Here is a 21,085-nt window from a genome sequence, read left to right as displayed (position 1 = left end):
ATGCCCTCGCAAGACAATCTCTACGCCCGCGTATCCGATTTCGATGCCATGGAAGCCGAGCTGAAGGCGACCCGCCATCACCTGCACGCCAACCCGGAACTTTCCTTCGAGGAAACCGAGACTGCCCGGTACGTAGCCGATAAGCTGGAAGCCTGGGGATATGCTGTCACCCGCAATGTCGGCGGCCATGGCGTCGTGGCGACGCTGAAGAACGGCACCGGCACCAAGAGCATCGGTATCCGTGCCGACATGGATGCATTGCCGATCGAGGAAGAGACGGGTGTCGCCTATGCCAGCACCATACCCGGCAAGATGCATGCCTGCGGCCACGACGGCCACACCACGGTTCTTCTCGGTGCAGCCGAATATCTGGCGCGGACAAGACGCTTCAACGGCACAGTGACGTTGATCTTCCAGCCGGCCGAAGAGGCCGGGCAGAACAGCGGCGCGCAACGGATGATCGCCGACGGCCTATTCGAGCGTTTCCCGATCGACGCGATCTTCGGCCTACACAACCATCCCGGCATGCCGGCCGGCGCACTGCTCACCCGATCCGGTCCGATGATGGCGGCCGGCGATACGGTAAAGATCACCATTGTCGGCAAGGGCGGCCATGCGTCGCGACCGCATCTCACAGTTGATCCGGTTTTGGTCGCCTGCAACCTCGTCGTCACGCTGCAGTCGATCGTCTCGCGCAATGTCGATCCAACCCAGACGGCCGTCGTCACCGTCAGCACGATCCATGCCGGCGAAGCGTCGAACGTCATTCCGAACACGGCAAAGATCTCGATGAGCGTCCGCTCATTCGACCCGGCGATCCGCACCTTCCTCGAGGAGCGCATCCGCACGCTGGCGGCAAGCGTTGCGGAGGGCCATGGCGCAAGAGCCGAGATCGACTATGAGCATGGCTATCCAGTCGTTGTGAATTCGGAAAGGGAAACGGCATTCGCTCGCGAAGTGGCCGAGGAACTGATTGGCGCTGAAAATGTCTTCACATGCCCTCTCCTGCCCGGCAGCGAAGACTTCGCCTATTTCCTTGAGCGTAGGCCCGGTAGTTTCCTCCGTCTCGGCAACGGCAAGGACTCGCCGATCCTGCATTCGTCGAAATACGATTTCAATGACGGCAGCCTGACGACCGGCGCGGCCATTTGGGCGCGTCTGGCCGAGCGTTATCTTGACGCTTAGAGCTTGTAGTCGGGTTGAGTTCTCGGGCCAGAGCTCGACCGCCAATTGAAGCGATGACATCGTTCATCGACAGACACCGGGGGTTGTTCAGAACCGAGCCGATCCGCTGCGATTTCCCCCGTCAAGTCGCGAAGCTCCTGGACGTCGACCGCCTGTCGGTCCGCGCCCGCAACGGATATCGAAGATCAAGATATGCGGTGGCTACGATGCGAAGTTCCGCGTCCATGGCAACAAAAAAGTCTCGCGGCAATTGAAGCGGGGAAGCTTCGACGTTGCCCGATTTACATGGGATCGATGAGAAGGCAGTCCGGTCGCGGGCGCGCTCCCGCTTCCAAGTGTGCCCCACGAAATTCCGAAACGCAAACCGGCATACCGCGCCATGGTTCAATCCCTGCTGCCAACGCGGATGGCGCCCAGAGCTGTTCTTGTTCCGTACCCAACATGATCCTGATGACAGGAGCCCACAGCTGCTGTCCGCCTAGCGGCGATTTGCAGCAGTCTTGCGAAGATGATCTCTTATCACCGCGCGAAACTCGCCCAACGTTTGAAACCCAATGTGCTGTGCAAATCGGTGCACCGTCGTTTGAGAAACCTTGCAATTGCGTGCAATCGCAGCAGCACTTTCGAAAGCAATCATTTCCGGCCGTTCTATGATCTGTCTCGCGACCTGCTCGAGACTATTGGGAAAGACGATCTGCCGCTTGGCGATCAGGTACTTCAATTCCTGCAGTGTCGCGGGAGGATGGTGGTTTCTTTCCTGTGGCATTGCGCTTCGCCTTCCAAAGAACGTCTTCCGGAAAGCGCGGTGCGATCCGGACGCATATCGCGGGGCGGCACGTGAGCCCGGTGGCGATGCGGCAACGTCAGGACTTGGCCGCACCGCATCGAGGCTTGTTAACCGAGCTGCACCGGCCTGCCCGTCTGCCAGCTCACGGTGGCGGCCTCCGCCAGTTTCTGCGCCTGGAGGCCATCAAGTCCGCCGGGCTTCGGTGAACGATTGCCGCTGTCGATCGCATCGATGAAGGCATTGATCTCGTTGGCGTAGGCCTGGGCGTAGCGTTCGAGGAAGAAATATTGAACGGGGTCGCCGCTGACACCATTCGCATTGGAAAGCTCGACGCTGGTTGCGTGGATATTCCTCGCTGCTAGCATGCCGGCAGCTCCATGGACTTCGATGCGCTGGTCGTAGCCGTAAGTCGCCCGGCGAGAATTGGTGATGACCGCAATGCGTCCGGAAGCCGTCTGCATCTGCACGGCGGCGGTATCCACATCGCCCTCAGCTCCGATCGCCTTGTCGACGAGCGACGATCCAAGTGCATTCACGACGACGAATTCCTCCCCGATGAGGAAGCGGGCCATATCGAAGTCATGGATCATCATGTCGCGGAACAGCCCGCCGGAGGACTTGACGTAGTCGGCCGGCGGCGGCGCGGGATCTCGGCTGGTGATCGTCACGATCTCGATGTCGCCGATGTCGCCGCGGCGCAGACGTGCTTCCACACTGGCGAAGTTGGGGTCAAACCGGCGATTGAAGCCGATCATCAAGGTCGACCTGTTCTTCTCGACGATGTCGAGGCAGGCATTGATGCGCTCGACCGACAGGGACACCGGCTTTTCGCAGAGGATAGCCTTGCCGGCCTTCGCGGCCGCCTCGATGAGATCGGCGTGGCTGGGGGTCGGTGTCGCGATGAGGATCGCATCGACACTTGAGGACTTGATGACATCTGCCGCTTCGGCAACCTCGGCGCCCGTCTGCGCGGCAAGCGCCTCAGCCGATGCCTTGAAGGCATCCGCCACATAGACGAGCTTCGCCTTCGGGTTCGCCACAATAGTCGCGGCATGCACCTTGCCTATCCGGCCGGCGCCGATCACTCCAAACCTGATCATTGATATTTCTCCATGACGTGTAAGCGTTGACTATCGAAATCTTCAAACGGTGAAGGCGTTGCGGAAACGGGCAAGCGCCGTCTCATCTTCGCCGGAGGCCCAGGCCTCCATGCCGATCGTCCCGCGATAGCCCATATTCTTGAGAGCACGGGCGATTGCCTTGTAGTTTATTTCTCCGGTGCCCGGCTCCATGCGGCCGGGAACGTCCGCCACCTGTATTTCGCCGATATGGGGCAGAGCGCGCCGGCACAGCTCGATCAGGTTTCCTTCGCCGATCTGGGCGTGGTAGAGGTCGAGATTGAGCTTCAGCGCCGGTCGGTTCACCGACGAAACGAGCGCGAGCGTATCTTCGGCTTTGGCAAACGGTGTCTTGGGGTGATCGACTGCTTCATTGAGGTTTTCGAGCACGAAGGTGACGCCCTCTTTCTCGCCGAGGTCGGCGATGCGGTTAAGCGTGTCGCGCGCCTTGAGCCACATGGCGCCCGTCACTTTGTCGGCCTTGACCACCGGCAGGCCCTGGCCGTCGAGACCGGTTCCGTGCAGGTTGAGGCGCGGGCAATTGAGCTCCCTTGCGACCGGGATCGATTGCTTCGCAGTTCGCAGCAATTCGTCGGCGCCCTCGTCATCGGCGAGCGTGCCGGTCACATAGCCCGTCATCGACGAGAAGGCTGCTCCTGATCTTGCAAGGGTAGCGATGTCATGTTTCGTCCAGTCCCAGATCTCGGCTTGAAAGCCGAGTTCGGTAATGCGCTTGAGCCTGTCGACGACAGGAAGCGACTTAAAGACCATCTCGGCGCAGACCGCGAGCGTGAAGGGGGATGAGGCATTCGACGAGCCGTCGTTCATAACAGTATTCCATAGTTGATTGAGTGAGAGGGCGGCGACGTCCTTTGAAAGCCAAGCGATCGCCGCTTCGGAAGCGGGCCGGCTAGATCGTACCGCCGAGTTCTGCGGACAATTGCTGCAGTTCCTTGCCGCCAGCCATGAGGTTCTGAAGCTCATCCATCGCGATGTCCGCCTTGGCAAAGGTACCAAGCGTCTGGCCGCGATTGAGGATGGTGAAGCGGTCTGCCACCGCATAGGCATGGCGGACATTGTGGGTGATGAAAATGACGCCCAGTCCTTTCTGTCGAACCTGATGGATGTATTTCAGCACCATCGAGGTTTGCGCCACACCGAGCGCCGAGGTCGGCTCGTCGAGAATGAGGATCTTGGCGCCGAAATAGACGGCGCGAGCAATGGCAACGCACTGGCGTTCGCCCCCGGACAATGTACCCACCGCCTGATTGGGATCGCGGATATCGATGCCGATTTTGCGCATCTCTTCCCGCGTGACATCGTTGCAATGCGTGAGGTCGAGGCGACGGAAAGGGAAGAAGCCCTTGCGAGGCTCCCGCCCCATGAAGAAATTACGGGTGATCGACATCAGCGGGATCATGGCAAGATCCTGATAGACGGTCGCGATCCCTGCATCGAGCGCGTCGCGCGGACTGCGAAAATTGACCGGCTTGCCTTCGACCAGGAACGAACCTCCGCTTGGGCGCACGACACCGGAGAGCGTCTTGATCAATGTGGATTTCCCCGCGCCATTGTCTCCGAGGAGACAAAGCACTTCTCCGGCCGACACTTGCATCGACACGCCGTTGAGCGCAATCACGGAGCCGTAGTGCTTGATGATGTCAGTCACTTCGATGATCGGCGTTCGATTATTGACATCAGACATGATCAGCGCTCCCCGGTAACCTTGCGGCGGATAAAATTGTTGAAGAGAACGGCGAGCAGCAACATCGAACCCAGGAAGACCTGAAACCAGTCGGAATCGAACTTGGTGTAGGTCAGGCCGATCGAGACCGAGCCGAAGATGATCGCGCCGAAGAAGGCGCCAATCGCCGAACCGTAGCCGCCCGTCAGCAAGCACCCACCAATGACGGCGGCAATGATCGCCTCGAACTCTTTCTGAAAGCCGCGTCTGGCGTCAGTCGAGCCAGCATCGAGCACGGTGATGATGGCAACCAGAGCTGCCGCGCATGCTGTCAGTGCAAACAGGCCGGTCTTAACTCTGTGAACGGGGACGCCGGAGTTTCTCGCCGCATTGGGATCGCCACCGGCAGCAAAGATCCAGTTGCCCATGCGGGTGCGCAGGAGGACCCAGGTCGCAGCCAGGGCAAGCGCGACAAACCACAATACGGAGACCGGGATGCCCGTGACCTTCGGCATGCCGTTGGGGAACCTGTCGATCAGATCGTGATCCGCGAGCCAGACAAAGACGCCCTTCAGTGCATCGCCGGAAAAGAAGCCAAGCAGCGGACTGTCCTTGACACGGTCGCTGATGCCGCGAAGCTGCGTCGAGCCGCCTGTCGCCCATTTCAGGCCGACAAGCGTCAGGCCACGGAGAATGAAGAGGAATGCCAGGGTCACGATGAAGGACGGAAGGCGTGTGTGAATGACGATCTGCCCATTGATCGCGCCCATGAACGCGGCAAAGAGCATCGTCATAACGATGGCAACCGAAAGCGGCTGACCGAAATTCGTGAGGATGACGCCGAAGATCAGTCCCGCAAAGGCCACCATCGAGCCAATCGAGAGATCGAACTCTCCTCCGATCATCAAAAGTGCCGCCGCAATGGCAAGGATTCCCAATTGCGATGCCGGCGCCATGATGGTCATCAAGCCGGAAAGCGAAAACATCGTCGAATCTGCGGTAAGAAAGAAAAAGACGATGACGAGAACAAGACCTGCCACAGCACCAAGCTCGGGCCGCCGCATCATATGCGTCAGAAAATTCACTTGTTTGACGCGCTCATCGGCCTTCGGCGCAGCCGCCGTTCTCTGCTCAAGCGAAGCCATAACTCCTCCGACTGGATCGTAATTTAGGGTAGCGGTGGCGCTGTTCGGCAGCGCGTTCGGTCAGCCAAACCTCCTCCCCACTAGGAGGAGGAGATTCTGGGAGAATGCCTTTCGGCAATTCCGGTCAGCGAATGCCCTTGGCGGAAAGATCCACAACCTGGGCAGCCTTGTCCTTGGTGATGAGGTTCGGGCCGGACGGAACATTACCACCCGGGATAAGCCCGTATTTGGCGTAGTTTGCCAAAAATACGACCGGTAGATAGCCCTGCAGGAACTGCTGCTGATCGATCGCGAATGCTGCCTTGCCGTCGGCCACGGCTTTCAGGAAATCGGCTGAAAGGTCGAATGTCGCCACCTTGATCTTGCCGGTCATTCCGACATCCTCTACCGCCGCCAGCGACGGCTCGCCGGCCGTGCTGGCACCGAGCGCCATGACGGTGTCGACGGCGGTATTTGAACTCAGTGCCGCCTTGACCTTCGCGCGGACATCTGCCGGATCGTTGCTGACGGGTACCACCGTGACCTTGCCGCCGAACCCGTCGGCAAAGCCCTTGCAGCGCAGATCGAGCGAAACATTGCCGACCTCCTGGTTCACGCACAGGCCTTCGTTGCCGCCCAGCTCATGCAGCTTCGCGCCGGCGGCTTTGCCGGCGGTATATTCGTCCTGGCCAACATGCAACAGCGCTCCTAGCTCCGTTGAAACGTCGGAACCGGAATTGATGGAAATAACCGGGATACCGGCGGCGACAGCCTTCTTGATGGATGGACCGAGTGCTGAGGCGTCTGGAATGGAGACGATGAGCCCATCGGGCTTCTGATTGACGGCAGCATCGATGAGCTGCCCCATCGACACCATGTCGAAAGTTTCCGGAGCGCGATAATCGACGCTAATACCCATGTCCTTCGCCGCTGCGTTGACGCCGTTCTTGACGACGGACCAGAAAGGATCATTGGCCTGGCCGTGAGTGACGGTGACGATGCGAATGTCAGCGGCATTGGCGATTGCCGAAGAGCCCATGAGCGCAGCAGCAACGGCCGCGCCCGTGAGAAGCGATTTCAAACCGAATTTCATTTTACCCTCCCAAAAAACAGTCCGCGCTACCCGAACCTCCGAATGCTACCGGTTGCAACTCCATTTGCACCCGGTAGCAAACTCGATAAAGCTACTTTATTGTCGACAAAAATCAAGCGTCCATTCCATTTTTATTTTTTTGTGGAATATTCATTCCAATCAGAAGGAGGCGGGCATGCGCAAACGGGCGACGGCAAAAGAGGTGGCTGAGGCTGCCGGCGTGTCGAAATGGACCGTCATCCGTGCGTTCACGCCAGGTGCGTCGATTACGGACGCAAGCAGACAAAAAGTGCTTCAGGCGGCCGAGGTCCTGAACTATTCGCCTAACCTGCTTGCCCGCAGTCTTGCGACGAACACCACCCATCAGGTGGCCGTCTTCGTCGACGACTTCGCCAATCCGCACAAGCTTCCGGTTCTGGAGATGTTGACCGAGCGCCTGCAGGCACAGGGTCTGCTGACCGTATTGATCAACATCAACCGCCATTTCGATCACGTTCACGCGTTGATCAACGCCGACCAACGACAATTCGACGCCGTTATCCTATTCGGTACCGCCTTTCGCGAGGAAACGCTCGGTGATCGACGCCTTGGCCGAGGTTTCCCGCCGATGTTCGTTCTTGCGAGAGACAGCCAAATTCCCGGCGTTCCCGCGATTGCCTGCGATGCAGAACTCGCTCTCAGCGAGATCGTCGATTACCTGTTCGACAAGGGCTATCGCCGTCCCGGCTTTATGACGGGGGCGAGAACCCTGTCGACGGCGCTGGGCAGGCGCCATCATTATGCAAATTTCTGGCGACGGAAGGGTGTTGAAGGCGTCACAGAATTGGCCGCGGAAAGATACAGCGCCCAGGCCGGCGCCGAGGCAGCACGAACTTATTTGCGTGCAACTTCGCCCGCGTCGCGCATCGATGTATTGATGTGTGAAAATGACATTTTGGCGATGGGAGCGATGGATGTCGCCCGGAGCGAATTCGGTCTCGGAGTCCCGCAAGACCTGGCAGTCGTCGGCTTCGACAATATCGAGCTCGGCGGCGCCCCCGCCTATGGACTGACAAGCTACGAACAGCCCGCCGGCGAGATGGTCGACGCCATTGTCGCAATGATCACCGGAAAGCGCGACGCTGAAATGGTTGTCATGCAGGGGCGTTTTGTGCCGAGGTCATCGGCATGAAAATGTCCCTAGGATCGTCCAATGAGCACCTCGCACTTCTGACCATGATCGAATGGCGTCTAAATGGTCAGCTCTTGAAAGGATCATTACCAGCGCCCCCCCTGAAGAACCTATGAGATATGGCATAGCGCCTATTTATGGAACTTTGGCTATTTTAAACCCTGTCCCAAATGCGGAGCGAAGAACAGCGCGACGCTAGGATGCATCGCCCAGCAAGATGGGCGATGCACGGTTCGAATAGCCGGCCGCCATCATCTTGACGGAGCCTAATAGTGATGGTCGTTCAATCGAGCGAAGACACTGGCGAGATCGCTCTCCTTGACGCTATCGCCGACATACCAGCTGAGGGTGTCGTAGAAGCCAAGAAAGGAGCCTTTCGTTTTGGCCAGAAGTGCCGTGGCTTCCGCAACAGAAATCGAAAGCGCCGCGATGAAGAAGTCGACCAGAGCGGCCTCGGCCTTCGGATGGGCGAAAACGAGCGCCGTGGGAGAGTTGGGCGAGATGACAGGCAGAGCGGAAGCTTCCGGGCGGCACGGCAGGGTGACGGACAAGCGGATATCGCGGGAGGATGCCGCAGCCTCGATCACGAAAGCCTCCGCATCAAGAACCCAGGTAGAGCGTGAGGTATCGAAATAGCGAAAATCGCGCTGCGTTAGCGTGAAGCTCACCGTCTTCGCCTCGCCGGGCTGCAGATGCAGCTTGGCAAAGGATTTGAGTTCACGGATCGGCCGCTTCAGGCCTGGCGCAAGCGGGCGCACATAGAGCTGGACGACCTCCTTGCCGGCGGCCGATCCGCTGTTGCGGACAGTGACACGTACCCGACAATCCGCAGCTGCGCCGATCTCACGCGCATCGATCTCGATATTCTCATAAGAGAACGTCGTATAGCTGAGCCCATGCCCGAACGGGAACGCCGGGACAATCGCTTTGAGATCGTAGAAGCGATAGCCGACAAAAATACCCTCGCTGTAGACATGGCGTCCGTGCTCGCCGGGATAGGTGTGCCAGCCGGGAATATCCTGCATTCGCGCGGGCATGCTGGCGGAGAGCTTGCCGCAAGGGTTCTGCTCGCCGAATAGAATGCGAGCGAGCGCTTCGCCGCCGCCTTGCCCCGGATAGAAGATGGCAAGCACGGCATGGACATCCTCGAGCCACGGCATCTCGACGGTATCGGGCATCGAGAGCACGACGATGACCTTCCGTCCGGCTGCCGCCAACGCCTTGATGAGAGCATCGTGGCTGGCGGCCAGCCTCAGTGAGTCACGGTCGTTGCCCTCGCCGTGGCGGCTTTTCTCGTTCTCCGCGAACACCAGCGTGACGTCGGCACTCGATGCTGCCTCGACGATCGTTTCGATCGATGCCGGCATGCCGACCGGAACAGTGGAGGAAAATGGCAGATGCCTTGCCTTGAGGTCACTTCCCGCCCGGGCGGCGATCTGAACGAAGGGGCTGTCAACGCGATAAGGGTTGGTCGTGGCCGACCCAGAACCCTGAATGACAGGGGTGACAGCGCCATCGCCGACGACGAGGATCTCGCCTGGGCGGCTTGGATCAATAGGCAACACATTGCCTTCGTTGCGCAGCAGCACGATCGATTCCGCGGCGATCTCCTGCGACAGGGCATGGTGCCCGTCAAGGTTCGCGGCCATCCCGCGCCGCTCGTTCAACTTGCATTGGCGCACGAATGCCAGAACCTTCGCGCAGGCAGCGTCGACCGCCTCGGGCGCCACTTTACCGGCCTTGATCGCAGCACTCAGGCGCGCTTTGCGTGGCTTGCTCTCCGGCATGTCGAGATCTGTCCCGGCAGAGAGCGCAGCCCCACGATCCTTGATGGCGTGCCAGTCAGAAACGACAAGCCCGTCATAGCCCCACTCCTCGCGCAGGATTGTGGTGAGAAGCCAGTGATTCTCGGCCGCCTGGACACCGTTCAGCGGATTGTAAGCGCTCATGACGGTCCAGGGCGCGCTCTTTTCGATCGCCCGTTCAAAGCCAGCCAAGTAGATCTCGCGCAGTGCCCGTTCATCGACTTCTGAGCTGGTGGTTGTTCGTTCGATCTCGGAATTGTTGCAAGCGAAATGCTTCAGCGAGGCCCCGATGCCGTTATCCTGCAGGCCCGAGATGACGGCCGCAGCAATGTCCCCACTGATGAGGGGGTCCTCGGAATAATACTCGTAGGCACGGCCGGCCAACGGCGTGCGGCGGATATTGATGCCCGGTCCAAGCAGGAGATGGACGCCGAAGTTCTGGCATTCCGCCGCCAGCGCCGCCCCCATCCGATAGGCCAGATCGACGTCCCACGAACAGCCAAGCAGATTGCCGTTTGGGAAGCACGTCGCGGGACGGGTCATGCCGAACATACCGCCTGGCGCATCGGCCTGCTGGTCGACGAGTTCCAAGAATGCCTGCAGGCTGTCTGCATCACTGTCACCGGCGTCGATTTGGGTCGTCGAGTAACGAACGCCATAGGCGCCGTCGGTCATGACAACAGATGGAATGCCGAGCCGTTCGATGGATCCTGTCTTCCACAGACCACGTCCGCTCAGCAGATCGACCTTTTCGGCAACCGTCATCTGGCCGACAAGCGAGTGGATTTCGTCGTCGCTGGGCTGAAACATCGATACTCTCTCATTTCTGGGCAGCAGAGATGGTCCTGTCAGCAGATCTTCTGCAGGAGTTCCATCAGCATCATCCGCTCGGCAAGCGTCAAGGTGCTCAGCGTTTCTTGCGAAATCTGAAGGGCGATCGATAGATTGCGCGCTACCGTCGCCTCCCCTTCTGCAGTCAGCGTCAAAACAAGACGCCGCGCATCGGCTGCATCCGGCGCGGTGTGAACCAGCCCGCGCTTGACGAGCCGGTCGACGACGCCCTTGATGGTCGCCATATCCATCGCCGTCTCACGGCCAAGATTGCCCTGGGAACAGGGCTGCAGATCTTTGAGTTTGACCAGCGCTGCCCATTGGGTCGTGGTCAGCTTCTCAGCCATCAGGCCTGTGAAGATGGCGACATGGCGTTGGTTGGCCTGGCGCAGATAAAATCCGATCTGTTCGCCAAGCGCATATTCGGCCTGCGGAGCGTTTGCGTCGGCCGCGGATGAAGGTGCTGCCTTTGGCGAATCGGCTTTATCTTTGAACGGAACGTCCATGGGATCTCTCAAATCTATCTGTTCGTCTTCCAGGCAGGCAACCGCGTTCCTAAATTCATTCTCGCCATAAGTTCAGGATGGCTTCTGTCGACAGAATTTCAATCTGCTCAGAAAGCCTTGGCGCCAAATTCTCGACGACGACTCTATGCGCCTTCATGTCGCCGCTTGCCAGCGCGTCTTCTGCCAGAACGACACGGTAGCCGGCATCGACTGCATCGAGAACGCTGGCGTAGACGCAAACATCGGTTTCGACGCCCGAAAAGATCATGGTATCGATGCCTGCTGCCTGCAATCGCTCGGAAAAACCGGGCGACCCGAAGACCGAATAGGTTTCCTTGTCGACGAGCGATCCCTGTTGGGCGACCGCCGCAAGCGGTGCGACCAGATCAAGCATCGCGACGTCAAGTTCATCCAGCGTCACAGCCGACCATCGGCGATAATAGTTCTTCCATCGGCCCTTGGCGCTTTCGGGATCCCGCGGAACCATGAAACGGGCGAACACGGTATCGGATGGCCTTGCAGCGCACAGCGCCATCACGTTCGGAAGAATCTCGGCAATCGCCGGCGTGTACCACGCCGTCTCCTCGATAAACAGGCGTTGCATATCGATGACGACATGCAACGTTTTTTTCGAAAACGGCACGGTCGCCATGGTCACTCAGCCACCGGGACCGTGTGTTCCGGAGACCAGCTCAAGGTGATGGTGTCACCATCGCTCAGGACCTTGCCGTCGCGGTTCTGTGCAAACAGCTTGAGCGGCAGTCCGTCCTTGGTTTCCAGGAGATAAGAAAGCACCGGGCCAGCATAAATGACGGTGGTGATGCGCGCCGTCAGGCTGTTGCCGTCCGTCGGGCCCGATACGATCGACATCTTTTCCGGGCGCACGGCGAGCGTGACCTTCGAGCGGTCGCCGGGTAGTGTCCCGGTGGTTGTCACCACGGTGCCATCGTTCAGGCGCACGGCACCGTTATCAATCGTACCGGTCAGGAAGTTGGAATCGCCGAGAAATTCCGCGGCAAAGCGTGTCAGGGGCCGCTCGTAGACCGCTTCCGGCTCGCCGATCTGGACAATCCGCCCCTTGTCGAGAATGGCGACCTTGTCGGAGAGTGTCAGCGCCTCTTCCTGGTCGTGGGTGACAAAGATCGTCGTAAGACCGCTCTCGCGCTGGATACGCAGCAGTTCGACCTGCATCTCCTGACGAAGACGCCGATCGAGCGCCGACAGCGGTTCGTCCAGAAGCAACACGCTCGGCTTGATGACGATGGCGCGCGCCAGCGCGACGCGCTGCTGCTGGCCACCGGACAGCTGCTTGGGCGTGCGGTCGCCGAAGCCGGGAAGCCGCACCATCTCCAGAGCGCGATCGACTTCCTTGCGAGCGGCCGCGCCCTTGATGCCGCGACGTTCCAGACCAAACGCAACATTCTGGGCGATCGTCATGTGCGGAAACAAGGCGTAAGACTGGAACATCATGCCGATGTTACGACCCCAGACCGGGATATCGGTCACATCGTTGTTGCCGATCGTGACAACGCCCTGGTCCGGCTTGATGAAGCCCGCGACGATGCGCAGAAGCGTAGTCTTTCCGGAACCGGACGGTCCAAGAAGGCTGGTGAAGGAGCCTTCCGGAAACTCGGTGGTGATATCTGACAGGACGGGCGTGGTGCCATAGGTCTTGGCGACGGAATTGACTTTAACGTTTGTCACGGGTGTCTCCGGGCTTGGCGAAGCGCGCGAAAATCAGGATGATCGTCATCGAACCGAGCAGAAGCACGGTCGAGATCGCATTGATTTCAGGGGTGAAGCCCTTGCGGATCGAGGAGTAGATCTGCACCGGCAGCGTGGTGTAGCCGGGCGTTGCGAGAAAGTAGGAAATGACGAACTGGTCGAGCGATACGGCGAAGGCGAAAAGTGCCGCGCCGAGGATACTCGGATAAAGCAGCGGCAGTGTCACCGAGAAGAAAGCGTGGACCGGCGTGGAGCCAAGGCTCATCGCGGCGTCTTCGAGATCGGCACGAATGGTCCGAAAACCGGTACCGACCACCAGAACCACATAAGGGATGGCGAGGGCCACGTGGCCGATCAGCAGGGCATGCATGCCGCGCCCGATGCCGCTCCAGTAGAAGAAGATCAGCATGGCCGTGCCGGTGATCAGCCATGGGATGGCAATCGGTGGCAGAAGCATAAGCTGCAGCAGGCTCTTGCCGCGGAATGTCCGCCGCGACAGCGCCACCGATGCCATGGTCCCGAGCGCTGTCGCCAGCACCGCGGTGATGGTGGCAATAACGATGCTGTTGATGCCGGCCGTCAGCAAAACAGTGTTGCTCCACAGCGCCTGGTACCATTGCAGCGAAAAGCTGAACGGCAGCTGATAAAGCGGCGAAGCGTTGAAGCCCATCGCCATCATCACGAGAATGGGCGTATAGAGGAAGATCAGGATCGCGATGAGATAGAGACGTCCAAGCGGGTTCATGATCCCCTCCTCAAGCTGTCGTGCCACGGCGCAGAACGCCGGAGAAGGTTGCGAAAATGGCGAGCACGACGGCCAGCAGCGTAAAGGACAATGATGCGCCGAGCGGCCAGTTGAAGGCTTGCGTGAACTGGTCTTCGATCACCGTCCCCATGGTGACGCCGACACGGCCACCCAGGATGCGCGGCTCCATGAACGAACCGATGACCGGAATGAAGATCAGGACGGAGCCGGAGATCAGGCCAGGAGCCGCGAGCGGCACCAGAATCTTGAACAGAATGGTCCACCAGCGTGCGCCGAGGCTGGATGCAGCCTCTATGATCGCGTCGTCGATTGCCACCAGGGCGATGTAACAGGTCAGGATCATGTATGGCAGATAGCCGTGAACAAGACCGACCACGATTGCATAGCGTGTGTAGAGAAAGCCGATCGATCCGGCCTCGGGCGCAATCATGTGCAGCAGATTGTCGAGGAAGCCGTTTTCCCGGAGCACCATCGTCCAAGAGAACACGCGCACCAGACCGTTGGTCCAGAAGGGCAGAAGGATCAGGATCAGCAGCATTTCGCGCGTCTTGCCAAAGGTCGATCGAACCAGCGCAACGGCGGCGAGAAAGCCGAGTATGGCGCAAAACAGCGTTGTCCAGAAGCCGATCAGCAATGACGTGATGCCGATGCCGACCAGATAGGGCTGATCGATGAAGGCGCGGTACTGCTTCAGCGTAAAGACGATCGGGGCCTTGCCCATCGGTGTCGCCGACATGAAGCTGAACACGAACATAGTCAGCAGCGGCAGGAAGACAGCAAGTGTCAACCAAGCATAAGTTGGCAGCAGCAAGGCTGTCGTCGAAACCCATGACGGGAGCGCGCGCCGACTGCGCGGACCCGAAGGTCCACGCACTAACGCCAATGTCAGTTGGTCATTCTGCATAGAAGGCTTTCACTTCCTGCCATACGTTGTTGAAGGCTTCGCGGCGATCGTCCGGCAGCGCCGACATGATGCCCATTGTCTTCAGGTATTCAGGCTTGTGCACCTGGCGGCTCAGATCGTCGGTCGGAAGCGCGGACAGAGCGGCCGAGTTCGACGACGCCGGAGCACCGACCTTGGTGGCCCATTCCACATAGAATGCCGGATCGATCATCCAGTTGGCGAACACAAGCGCGCCTTCCGCGTTCGGAGCCGATGCCGGGATACCGAGACCATCGACCCAACCGATGCCGCCTTCCTTGGGAACAACGAACTGAACTGGAAGCTTCGAGTTGCGCTTGGAGCGCACCGAACCGCCCGACCAGAAGAGCGACAGGTCGAATTCCTTGGCGGCAAACGACTTGTTCCATTGATCTTCCGTGGACCAGAGAAGCTTAACGTTCGGCTTGATCGACTTGAGTGCAGCCGTAACAGCGGCCAGATCCTTTGGATCGTTGATGTCCTGGCCGCTCATTAGGGCGCCGACGGCAACGTTGATGATCGCATCGTCGTCCATGGCAACGCGGCCCTTATAGGCAGGGTCGGCGAGAACGGCGTAGCTATTGGGAACCGGCATGCCTTCACGGATGGCGAGCGAGGTCATGCCCCAGACCCACGGAACTGCGAAGCCCTTGCCGTCCTTGCTGAAGTTCGGGTTGGAGCGCAGGTTCTCATCGACCGTCGCTGCGTTCGGAACCTTGCTGAAATCGATCGGCTGCAGCAGATCTTCGGCAACGGCCTGGGCGCAACGTGCGGCGTTGAGAACGACGAGATCGTAAGCGCCCGGATTGGTGCGCAGTTTGGTCAGCATCTCCGATTCCGAGCTATAGTAGTCGTGAACGACTGCAATGCCGGTCTTTTCGGTGAAAGCCTTGACGGACCATGCTTCGTCCGTGCCGTAGCCTTGCCAGTTCAATACCGTGATGGTGCCAGCCGAAAAGGCCTTGCGCGGCAGGCTGGAGAAACTGACGCCAGCGACAAGCGCTGCGGACATCAACTTCATCGTATTGCGTCTGGTGAGTTCAGTCATTGTGGCACCCCTCTTGAACATACACAGTTATAGACGATCGCGACCGCAGTCAGCGACCTCAACGGATCGGCTAAGCCGAAAACAGGCGACATGCCAGGCACATCTAATTGTTTGTATGCAAACTATCATCAGAGGAAATCGAATATTCGAACACGCATTTTTCCGGGCAAGTGAAAACCTGCGCCGCACAGCTGCGGAACATCGTTTTATAGACGGATAATAGCGTATAACGCCGATAGAAAGCCAACTTCAATCATTCGATTTGTCGCCGACCTCAGTTCAAACCCTCTGTTATTAGTATCAGTCTTTTCGTTTTTTATTTGTATACAAACTATTGATGAGGAATTGACTTGTGTCAAGCGCTACCTTGCGTGGGGAGCGGCTCGCGTGGTGAAAAATAGACGTCGAGTTGGCGGTCACGGGCGCTCTCGGCAATCATGAGGCGTATCCCTTGCTGTGATGCAACAAAGGCGACATTCTCCCCATCCAGACGGACAGCAACGACCTGACGAATGTTCAGGTCAGGCAGCTCGATATAGCCGTCTTCGGCGGTTGGCGCGACGGTGCAGGCAATCCGCCCTTCTGCGATGGTGATGCGCGAGAGCGTGGTCCGCAGGTCGGTCTTGAGCGCGGTGCGGCGGTTCAGCGTCAAGGCAAGAATGCCTGCTTCAACGGCCAGATGCAGCGTTCCTGACGGCGACACCATCGGCCCGAGAGCGACATCCTGCCCAGTGTTGCGCACGGTCCAGCCCGTCCAGGGATCGAACTCGACGATCTCGCCGGCGGCCATCAGAGGCAGCATCGCTGCCCAGATGTAGAACGGGTCGGTATCGCCCTGGTCCATCGCCTCGCCGGTCACCGCATTGTAGTTTTCAGAGGCGATGCGATCCTCGCGCCAGGACTTCATGAAGAGGTCGTAGCTCTGGGCGGCAAGTTTGCTCGCTTCCGCAACGAAGCCATAGCGGCGCAGGCCGAGCCAGACCATGTAGTTAACATTCGGCCAAATGCGTCCGCGCCAGTAGACATTGTCGGCGAACGCAGGATCGTCGCGCGTAGCATTCGGAAGAACGTAGTCGCCGCCGAACGTGCTTTCATCGCTCAGATGCTCGAGCAGGCGGGCGGCCTGCACTGGCGTGGCCGCGCCGCATAGCAGCGGGTAGAAGCTGGTCGGCGATAGCGACCGCACGAAGCCACCGCGCCGCTGGCGATTGGCGAATATGCCACGGCTTTCGTCCCACAGTGTTTCCGAGATCAGCTTGCGGCTGCGCTCGGCAAGGGCGGCGAATTCGCGTGCATCTTCGGGCTTGCCGAGCACCGCGGCCATTTTCGACAGCATCTCGGCGTCGAGAGCCGCTGCACAGTTGAGGCCGAGGTCGAACGTCGACAGGGTGCGGGTGACGGGATCGTAGACCGCCTCGTCATGGGTCGCGGAATTGTCCATGCCGGTTTCATTGCGCGCGGCAAAGGCAGTCCCCTTGTACAGGCCCTCGCCAACATCCGACGTACCGCAGGAGAGCAGCCCTAAACCATCCGGATCGCGGTTTTCCTGCCACCAGCGCCGATTGCGGACCAGCGCATCATAGCTTGCCTGGATCATCGAGCGTTCGCCGGTGCGCTGATACAACTGCCAGACCACCAAAGCACCGAACGGAAGCTGCGTACGATCGACCCATGCGTCGTTGGAGGTGACGATGCAGGCGATATTTCCCTGCGGCGTCGCACCCGCCACCGCAGTGGCCATATTCTCGCGCGCCAGATCCGCGTCGAAGACGCCGGCCAATAGAGCCGCGAAAATCTGGTCATTGTACCAGACCGCGAACTTCCCGAGGTTCCAGATCCGCGTCACTGCCGTATAGGGGCGCGCATTGGTTTCGTCCCAGATCGTGTTCCAGGCGACCACATCGCGGATGGCGTCGAGCGCGCCTTCGAACACGCCTGCCTGGACATCGGCGATTTCGGCGGGCGCACCGGCAGCGAGGCAGGCCTGCGCCTTCGAAATGGCAAGCTCCGCGCTATCGGCAACGCCTGCGGCATAGGCGCCCTTGCGCATCATTTCGAGATTGAAGCGCAAGGCGATGACAGGTGCCTCGTTCTTGCGAGTGGCGGTGTAGAAGTAGCCGTTCTCCTCGAAATCCGCGCACAATGCGTCGATCGTCTCGTGGCCGGTGACATGGATCGGCGGTTCGGAGGTCGCGACCGCCACGAAGCGGGTGCCGATCTTCAAGAGAGTGACGTTTCGCCCTGCATCATGGACGGCGAGCTCACTGCCATCGGACGAGATCGCCAGCGTCACCCAGAAGCGCAGCCCCCATTCGGCCGAAACCTTGCCGTCCCAGCTGCCGCGAACGGCGAAGGGATCGGTCTTCGTGGTCGAAAAGGCCACGGTCGTGCCGCTGTGATCGGTCTCCAGCTCGATCAGCGAGCCGTCGATCGTGTGGCGCCCCAGCCGGACCGAGTCGCGGCGCGGTTCGATGACAGAGGTCGACTTGCTGCGGGTCGAGTACAGAATCGGCGTGATCCGCACGCCGAGGGGCAGGAAAACCATTTCGGCCGGCCGGTTGGACCAGCTGTTCCAGGCGCGCATCAGGGGGATCGTCGAATGTTGTGGCATGGCTAGGTGGTTTCCGGTCAGTTTGTCTGCGGGATGAGTTTCGGTGCTGCGGTCAATCCGCTCTTGTCGAGGCTGTCGCCGAGATAGGGTGTGTTGCTGTAATAGCGATTTGCGGCCGTGTTGGCGACGCGCAGTTCCAGCGAATGAACACCGGAGACCAACCGACCCAAGGCAAAACGATAGGGCCGCCAGCCGCGGCGATCGATCTGCCTGCCGTCCAGCCACGCGGCGACCACGGTATTGACCTCAGGCAATTCTAGGACCCAATCGGCCTCATCGCCTATTTCCAGCGTCAGCCGATAGATGCCGGTACCGGAGAAATCGGTAAAGCCCTGCATCTCCCAACCTGATAGCACCGAAATCGGCACGAACTCTAAACCGGTGCCCGGCGCAAAGCTCCAACCGTCGACAAGCGATATCGCGTGTCCAGCATCAAGAAGCGGTTGATCCGAGAGTTGACCTTGGATCGTTGCCTTCTGCAGCACTTGCCGCAGCCGAATGCAACGTACTTCCTGTGGTGCGAGCGCGACCGCCAGACGACCGAAGGTGGATGCCTCATTCACCTCGCCTGTCGTCGCGGCCCAAACCTCACACTCGAAGCTGTCTCCGAAGGAGATCTCGCTGACGAGCTCCGTTGAGCCATCGTTGAACAGGACAACCCGCCACCAGCCGTCAGCCTCGTATCCGACCCATTGCCATGGCTTGTTCCCAGAGCGGCAGACCAAGTCGGGACCGGACGACGGAAGCGACTGCAACAGAGCGATCACATCGCTGTCGCCGGGCATCCCTTCGACATGCACTGAAACCTCGACGGCATCCCGTATTGCGCTATCGCAGACGGTGGACAAGTGATCGCCCGACGACCAGATGACACCGCCCGCAGCCTTGAAGGCATCAAGGGTTTGCAACGTCGCCTTAGTCTCCAGCACGGTCACAGATGGCAGGACGATCGCATCGAAAACCAGACCCGATGCCAGGAGACGGCCACTCTCTATCGTTGCAGTCGCAAGATCAGCCTCACTCACCAACATGAAGTCGCGTCCCTGCGTCAGAAGCTTTTCGCACCATGCGCCGATGTGGGTGGCATGTGTGTGGCGCGGGCCTTCTGCGAACGCAGTCTGAAGCGGATAGAGGATTGCAACGGGGGTACGGGGTTTGGCCGGCTCGATGAAGGCGGAGATGCGTGCGGTCTCCTGCGCGAACAGATCGTGATAACTCCACCACGGCTCGAAATTGATGCCCGGCCCGAAATCAAAACGCGGATTGGCAAAGGGCGTCGGATCGTCGTCGTGACCATCGCTCTGGTAAACGCCGTGCCAGAGAAACTGTCGGGTGCCGAGGCAATAGAGCCGGATCGCTTGCGCGCGCATTGTCTCCAGCGTCAGCTCCCATTGGCCGGCGGCGCGCACGGGCGTTCGCTCGGCGCTGGCATAGGTCTCCACGACACAGCGGCTGCGGCCATTCGAGCGGGCAACGGAATCGCCCAGCTTCGGCGCAAGCTGGGCAATGAAATTGTTGGAATCGACCGCCGTCTCATGCCTGAAAGCGTCGATGCCGAAGAAATCCACAGCGAGCGCAACCCTGGGGTCTATGCTGGTGAAACCGCCGTTCAAAGACCACGCGCTGATATGCGGTAGGATCTCGTGTCCAGTCAGCGCGATGCCCTTGCCCTCGGCCCATCGACGCAGCGTGCCGGAGAAGGCATCGTTCATCAGGGCTGAATAGGCAGCATAGAATTGCGCGCGCAACCGCAAGGTTTCAGGCCCGACATCGCGCAGCAGCGCCAGCAGCGTCTTGGCGAACGGCTGGCCCGTGCTGTGCAAAGCGGCATCCGGCAGCGTCGAAGCAAACAGCAGACTGTTGCCGAGACTGCCCGAAATCTGATCCCACTTGTAAAACCCGGCCGCCGGCTGGTCATAGAACACGAAGCCGACGGGATCAGGCACGAGATCACCAAGCGCTTCGACGAGCGGATCAAGCCCGACGTCGATGAACCGCTCCGCGGCTTCCGGCAGGAGGTAGTTGATCAGCCGGGAGGTCGTTGAGCGCGCGCTGATGAAGACCGTCAACGTCTGGCCGTCTTTAATCTCGCCGTCGAATGCGTAGGTGCAGGAAACATCGTCGCTTCTAACGACCGATGTCTGTGTGATCACATCGACAATCTCGTCCAGACCGCCAACCTCATCGGAGGAATGCAGCAGGGCGGACGCGACCACCCATTCGCACCACTCGACCCGACCGCCTTCATATTGCCACTCGAAAATGTCCGACCCCATCTTTTGCGTGAAAGGCGGATGGATGCCGCTGATCTGCCCCTCAGCCTGCTCGGACGAGGCCCAGAACAGGTGGCGTTCGCGCACCGCGTCACAGCCCGCAACCGTGCGCCCGCCGGCGTGACCGCTGATCCAGTTGTAGTCGTCATAAATGCCGAGCTTCAGGCCAAGCTCACCGGCGATTTCGGCCGCAACGCGATAGGCATTGAGGTAATCAGGCGACAGATAATCATCCCGCGACATCGCAAGACGCGCCTGGATGAGGATGGTGCCGATCCCCTTCAGTTTGAAATCGTCGAGCTGTGCGTGGCAGACCTCCTCCGTCGGGATCGAATGCCAGAACCAGTAGGCCGAGGGCCGAAAGGCGGCTGTCGGTTTTTCGAACACGCCGCGGTGGTCGATATCCTGTCCGGTTCGGATCTGGGCCAACTCGTCT

General features: G+C 59.7%; 17 protein-coding genes. 2 read left to right on the top strand and 15 right to left on the bottom strand.

Annotation, left to right across the window (positions count from 1 at the left end; all coding sequences use genetic code 11):
- Window positions 1–1,185 carry a M20 aminoacylase family protein gene (locus FHT71_RS17555; protein ID WP_132590436.1) on the top strand — a complete coding sequence of 395 codons (1,185 nt, stop codon included), beginning with the start codon at window positions 1–3 and terminating at the stop codon, window positions 1,183–1,185.
- Window positions 1,186–1,663: 478 nt separating this feature from the next.
- On the opposite strand, the gene FHT71_RS17550 is transcribed toward FHT71_RS17555, so the two are convergent.
- The 6 genes from FHT71_RS17550 to FHT71_RS17525 all read right to left on the bottom strand — a co-directional run bounded on the left by FHT71_RS17550 (window position 1,664) and on the right by FHT71_RS17525 (window position 6,991).
- Complete coding sequence (locus FHT71_RS17550; protein ID WP_007800733.1) at window positions 1,664–1,951, bottom strand: MurR/RpiR family transcriptional regulator; 288 nt, start codon at window positions 1,949–1,951, stop codon at window positions 1,664–1,666.
- A 128-nt stretch (window positions 1,952–2,079) separates the two neighbouring features.
- Window positions 2,080–3,072 carry an inositol 2-dehydrogenase gene (gene iolG, locus FHT71_RS17545; protein WP_132590434.1) on the bottom strand — a complete coding sequence of 331 codons (993 nt, stop codon included), beginning with the start codon at window positions 3,070–3,072 and terminating at the stop codon, window positions 2,080–2,082.
- 42 nt (window positions 3,073–3,114) lie between these two features.
- Window positions 3,115–3,918: a TIM barrel protein gene (locus tag FHT71_RS17540; protein ID WP_132590432.1), complete on the bottom strand. Its 804-nt coding sequence runs from the start codon at window positions 3,916–3,918 to the stop codon at window positions 3,115–3,117.
- 82 nt (window positions 3,919–4,000) lie between these two features.
- Window positions 4,001–4,795 (bottom strand): ATP-binding cassette domain-containing protein, encoded by a 795-nt coding sequence (locus FHT71_RS17535; protein ID WP_132590430.1) that lies wholly within the window; start codon window positions 4,793–4,795, stop codon window positions 4,001–4,003.
- A 2-nt stretch (window positions 4,796–4,797) separates the two neighbouring features.
- On the bottom strand, window positions 4,798–5,919 hold the full coding sequence (locus tag FHT71_RS17530) for an ABC transporter permease (protein ID WP_007800741.1): 1,122 nt from the start codon (window positions 5,917–5,919) through the stop codon (window positions 4,798–4,800).
- Window positions 5,920–6,043: 124 nt separating this feature from the next.
- On the bottom strand, window positions 6,044–6,991 hold the full coding sequence (locus FHT71_RS17525; protein WP_132590427.1) for a sugar ABC transporter substrate-binding protein: 948 nt from the start codon (window positions 6,989–6,991) through the stop codon (window positions 6,044–6,046).
- A gap of 175 nt (window positions 6,992–7,166) precedes the next feature.
- On the opposite strand from FHT71_RS17525, the gene FHT71_RS17520 reads away from it, so the two are divergent.
- The gene (locus FHT71_RS17520; protein ID WP_132590628.1) at window positions 7,167–8,162 is read left to right on the top strand and encodes a LacI family DNA-binding transcriptional regulator; all 996 of its coding nucleotides are present in this window, start codon (window positions 7,167–7,169) and stop codon (window positions 8,160–8,162) included.
- Between the two features lie 266 nt (window positions 8,163–8,428).
- Here FHT71_RS17520 and FHT71_RS17515 read toward each other — a convergent pair whose 3' ends face one another.
- The 9 genes from FHT71_RS17515 to FHT71_RS17475 form a co-directional block, all read right to left on the bottom strand.
- Complete coding sequence (locus tag FHT71_RS17515; protein WP_007800747.1) at window positions 8,429–10,777, bottom strand: glycoside hydrolase family 3 C-terminal domain-containing protein; 2,349 nt, start codon at window positions 10,775–10,777, stop codon at window positions 8,429–8,431.
- A 38-nt stretch (window positions 10,778–10,815) separates the two neighbouring features.
- Window positions 10,816–11,304: a MarR family winged helix-turn-helix transcriptional regulator gene (locus FHT71_RS17510; RefSeq protein ID WP_007800749.1), complete on the bottom strand. Its 489-nt coding sequence runs from the start codon at window positions 11,302–11,304 to the stop codon at window positions 10,816–10,818.
- A 55-nt stretch (window positions 11,305–11,359) separates the two neighbouring features.
- Window positions 11,360–11,956, bottom strand: coding sequence for a cysteine hydrolase (locus FHT71_RS17505; RefSeq protein WP_132590626.1), 597 nt, complete (start codon window positions 11,954–11,956; stop codon window positions 11,360–11,362).
- A 2-nt stretch (window positions 11,957–11,958) separates the two neighbouring features.
- Window positions 11,959–13,008 carry an ABC transporter ATP-binding protein gene (locus FHT71_RS17500; protein WP_132590425.1) on the bottom strand — a complete coding sequence of 350 codons (1,050 nt, stop codon included), beginning with the start codon at window positions 13,006–13,008 and terminating at the stop codon, window positions 11,959–11,961.
- On the bottom strand, window positions 12,995–13,774 hold the full coding sequence (locus FHT71_RS17495; protein ID WP_007800754.1) for an ABC transporter permease: 780 nt from the start codon (window positions 13,772–13,774) through the stop codon (window positions 12,995–12,997). Before FHT71_RS17495 ends, FHT71_RS17500 begins: the two co-directional genes overlap by 14 nt.
- Window positions 13,775–13,784: 10 nt before the next feature.
- On the bottom strand, window positions 13,785–14,699 hold the full coding sequence (locus tag FHT71_RS17490) for an ABC transporter permease (RefSeq protein WP_132590423.1): 915 nt from the start codon (window positions 14,697–14,699) through the stop codon (window positions 13,785–13,787).
- Entirely contained in the window at window positions 14,689–15,765 is a 1,077-nt protein-coding gene (locus FHT71_RS17485) for an extracellular solute-binding protein (protein WP_132590421.1), read from the bottom strand. Before FHT71_RS17485 ends, FHT71_RS17490 begins: the two co-directional genes overlap by 11 nt.
- 355 nt (window positions 15,766–16,120) lie before the next feature.
- Window positions 16,121–18,376, bottom strand: coding sequence for a trehalase family glycosidase (locus FHT71_RS17480; RefSeq protein ID WP_132590419.1), 2,256 nt, complete (start codon window positions 18,374–18,376; stop codon window positions 16,121–16,123).
- A gap of 17 nt (window positions 18,377–18,393) precedes the next feature.
- Window positions 18,394–21,078 carry a carbohydrate-binding protein gene (locus FHT71_RS17475; RefSeq protein ID WP_132590417.1) on the bottom strand — a complete coding sequence of 895 codons (2,685 nt, stop codon included), beginning with the start codon at window positions 21,076–21,078 and terminating at the stop codon, window positions 18,394–18,396.
- Window positions 21,079–21,085 lie beyond the last annotated feature (7 nt).

This window comes from Rhizobium sp. BK060, assembly GCF_014193145.1.
Classification (GTDB): Bacteria; Pseudomonadota; Alphaproteobacteria; order Rhizobiales; family Rhizobiaceae; genus Rhizobium.
The sequence above is the reverse complement of the archived record's forward strand: the minus strand, read 5'-3'. Positions and strand labels throughout refer to the sequence as shown.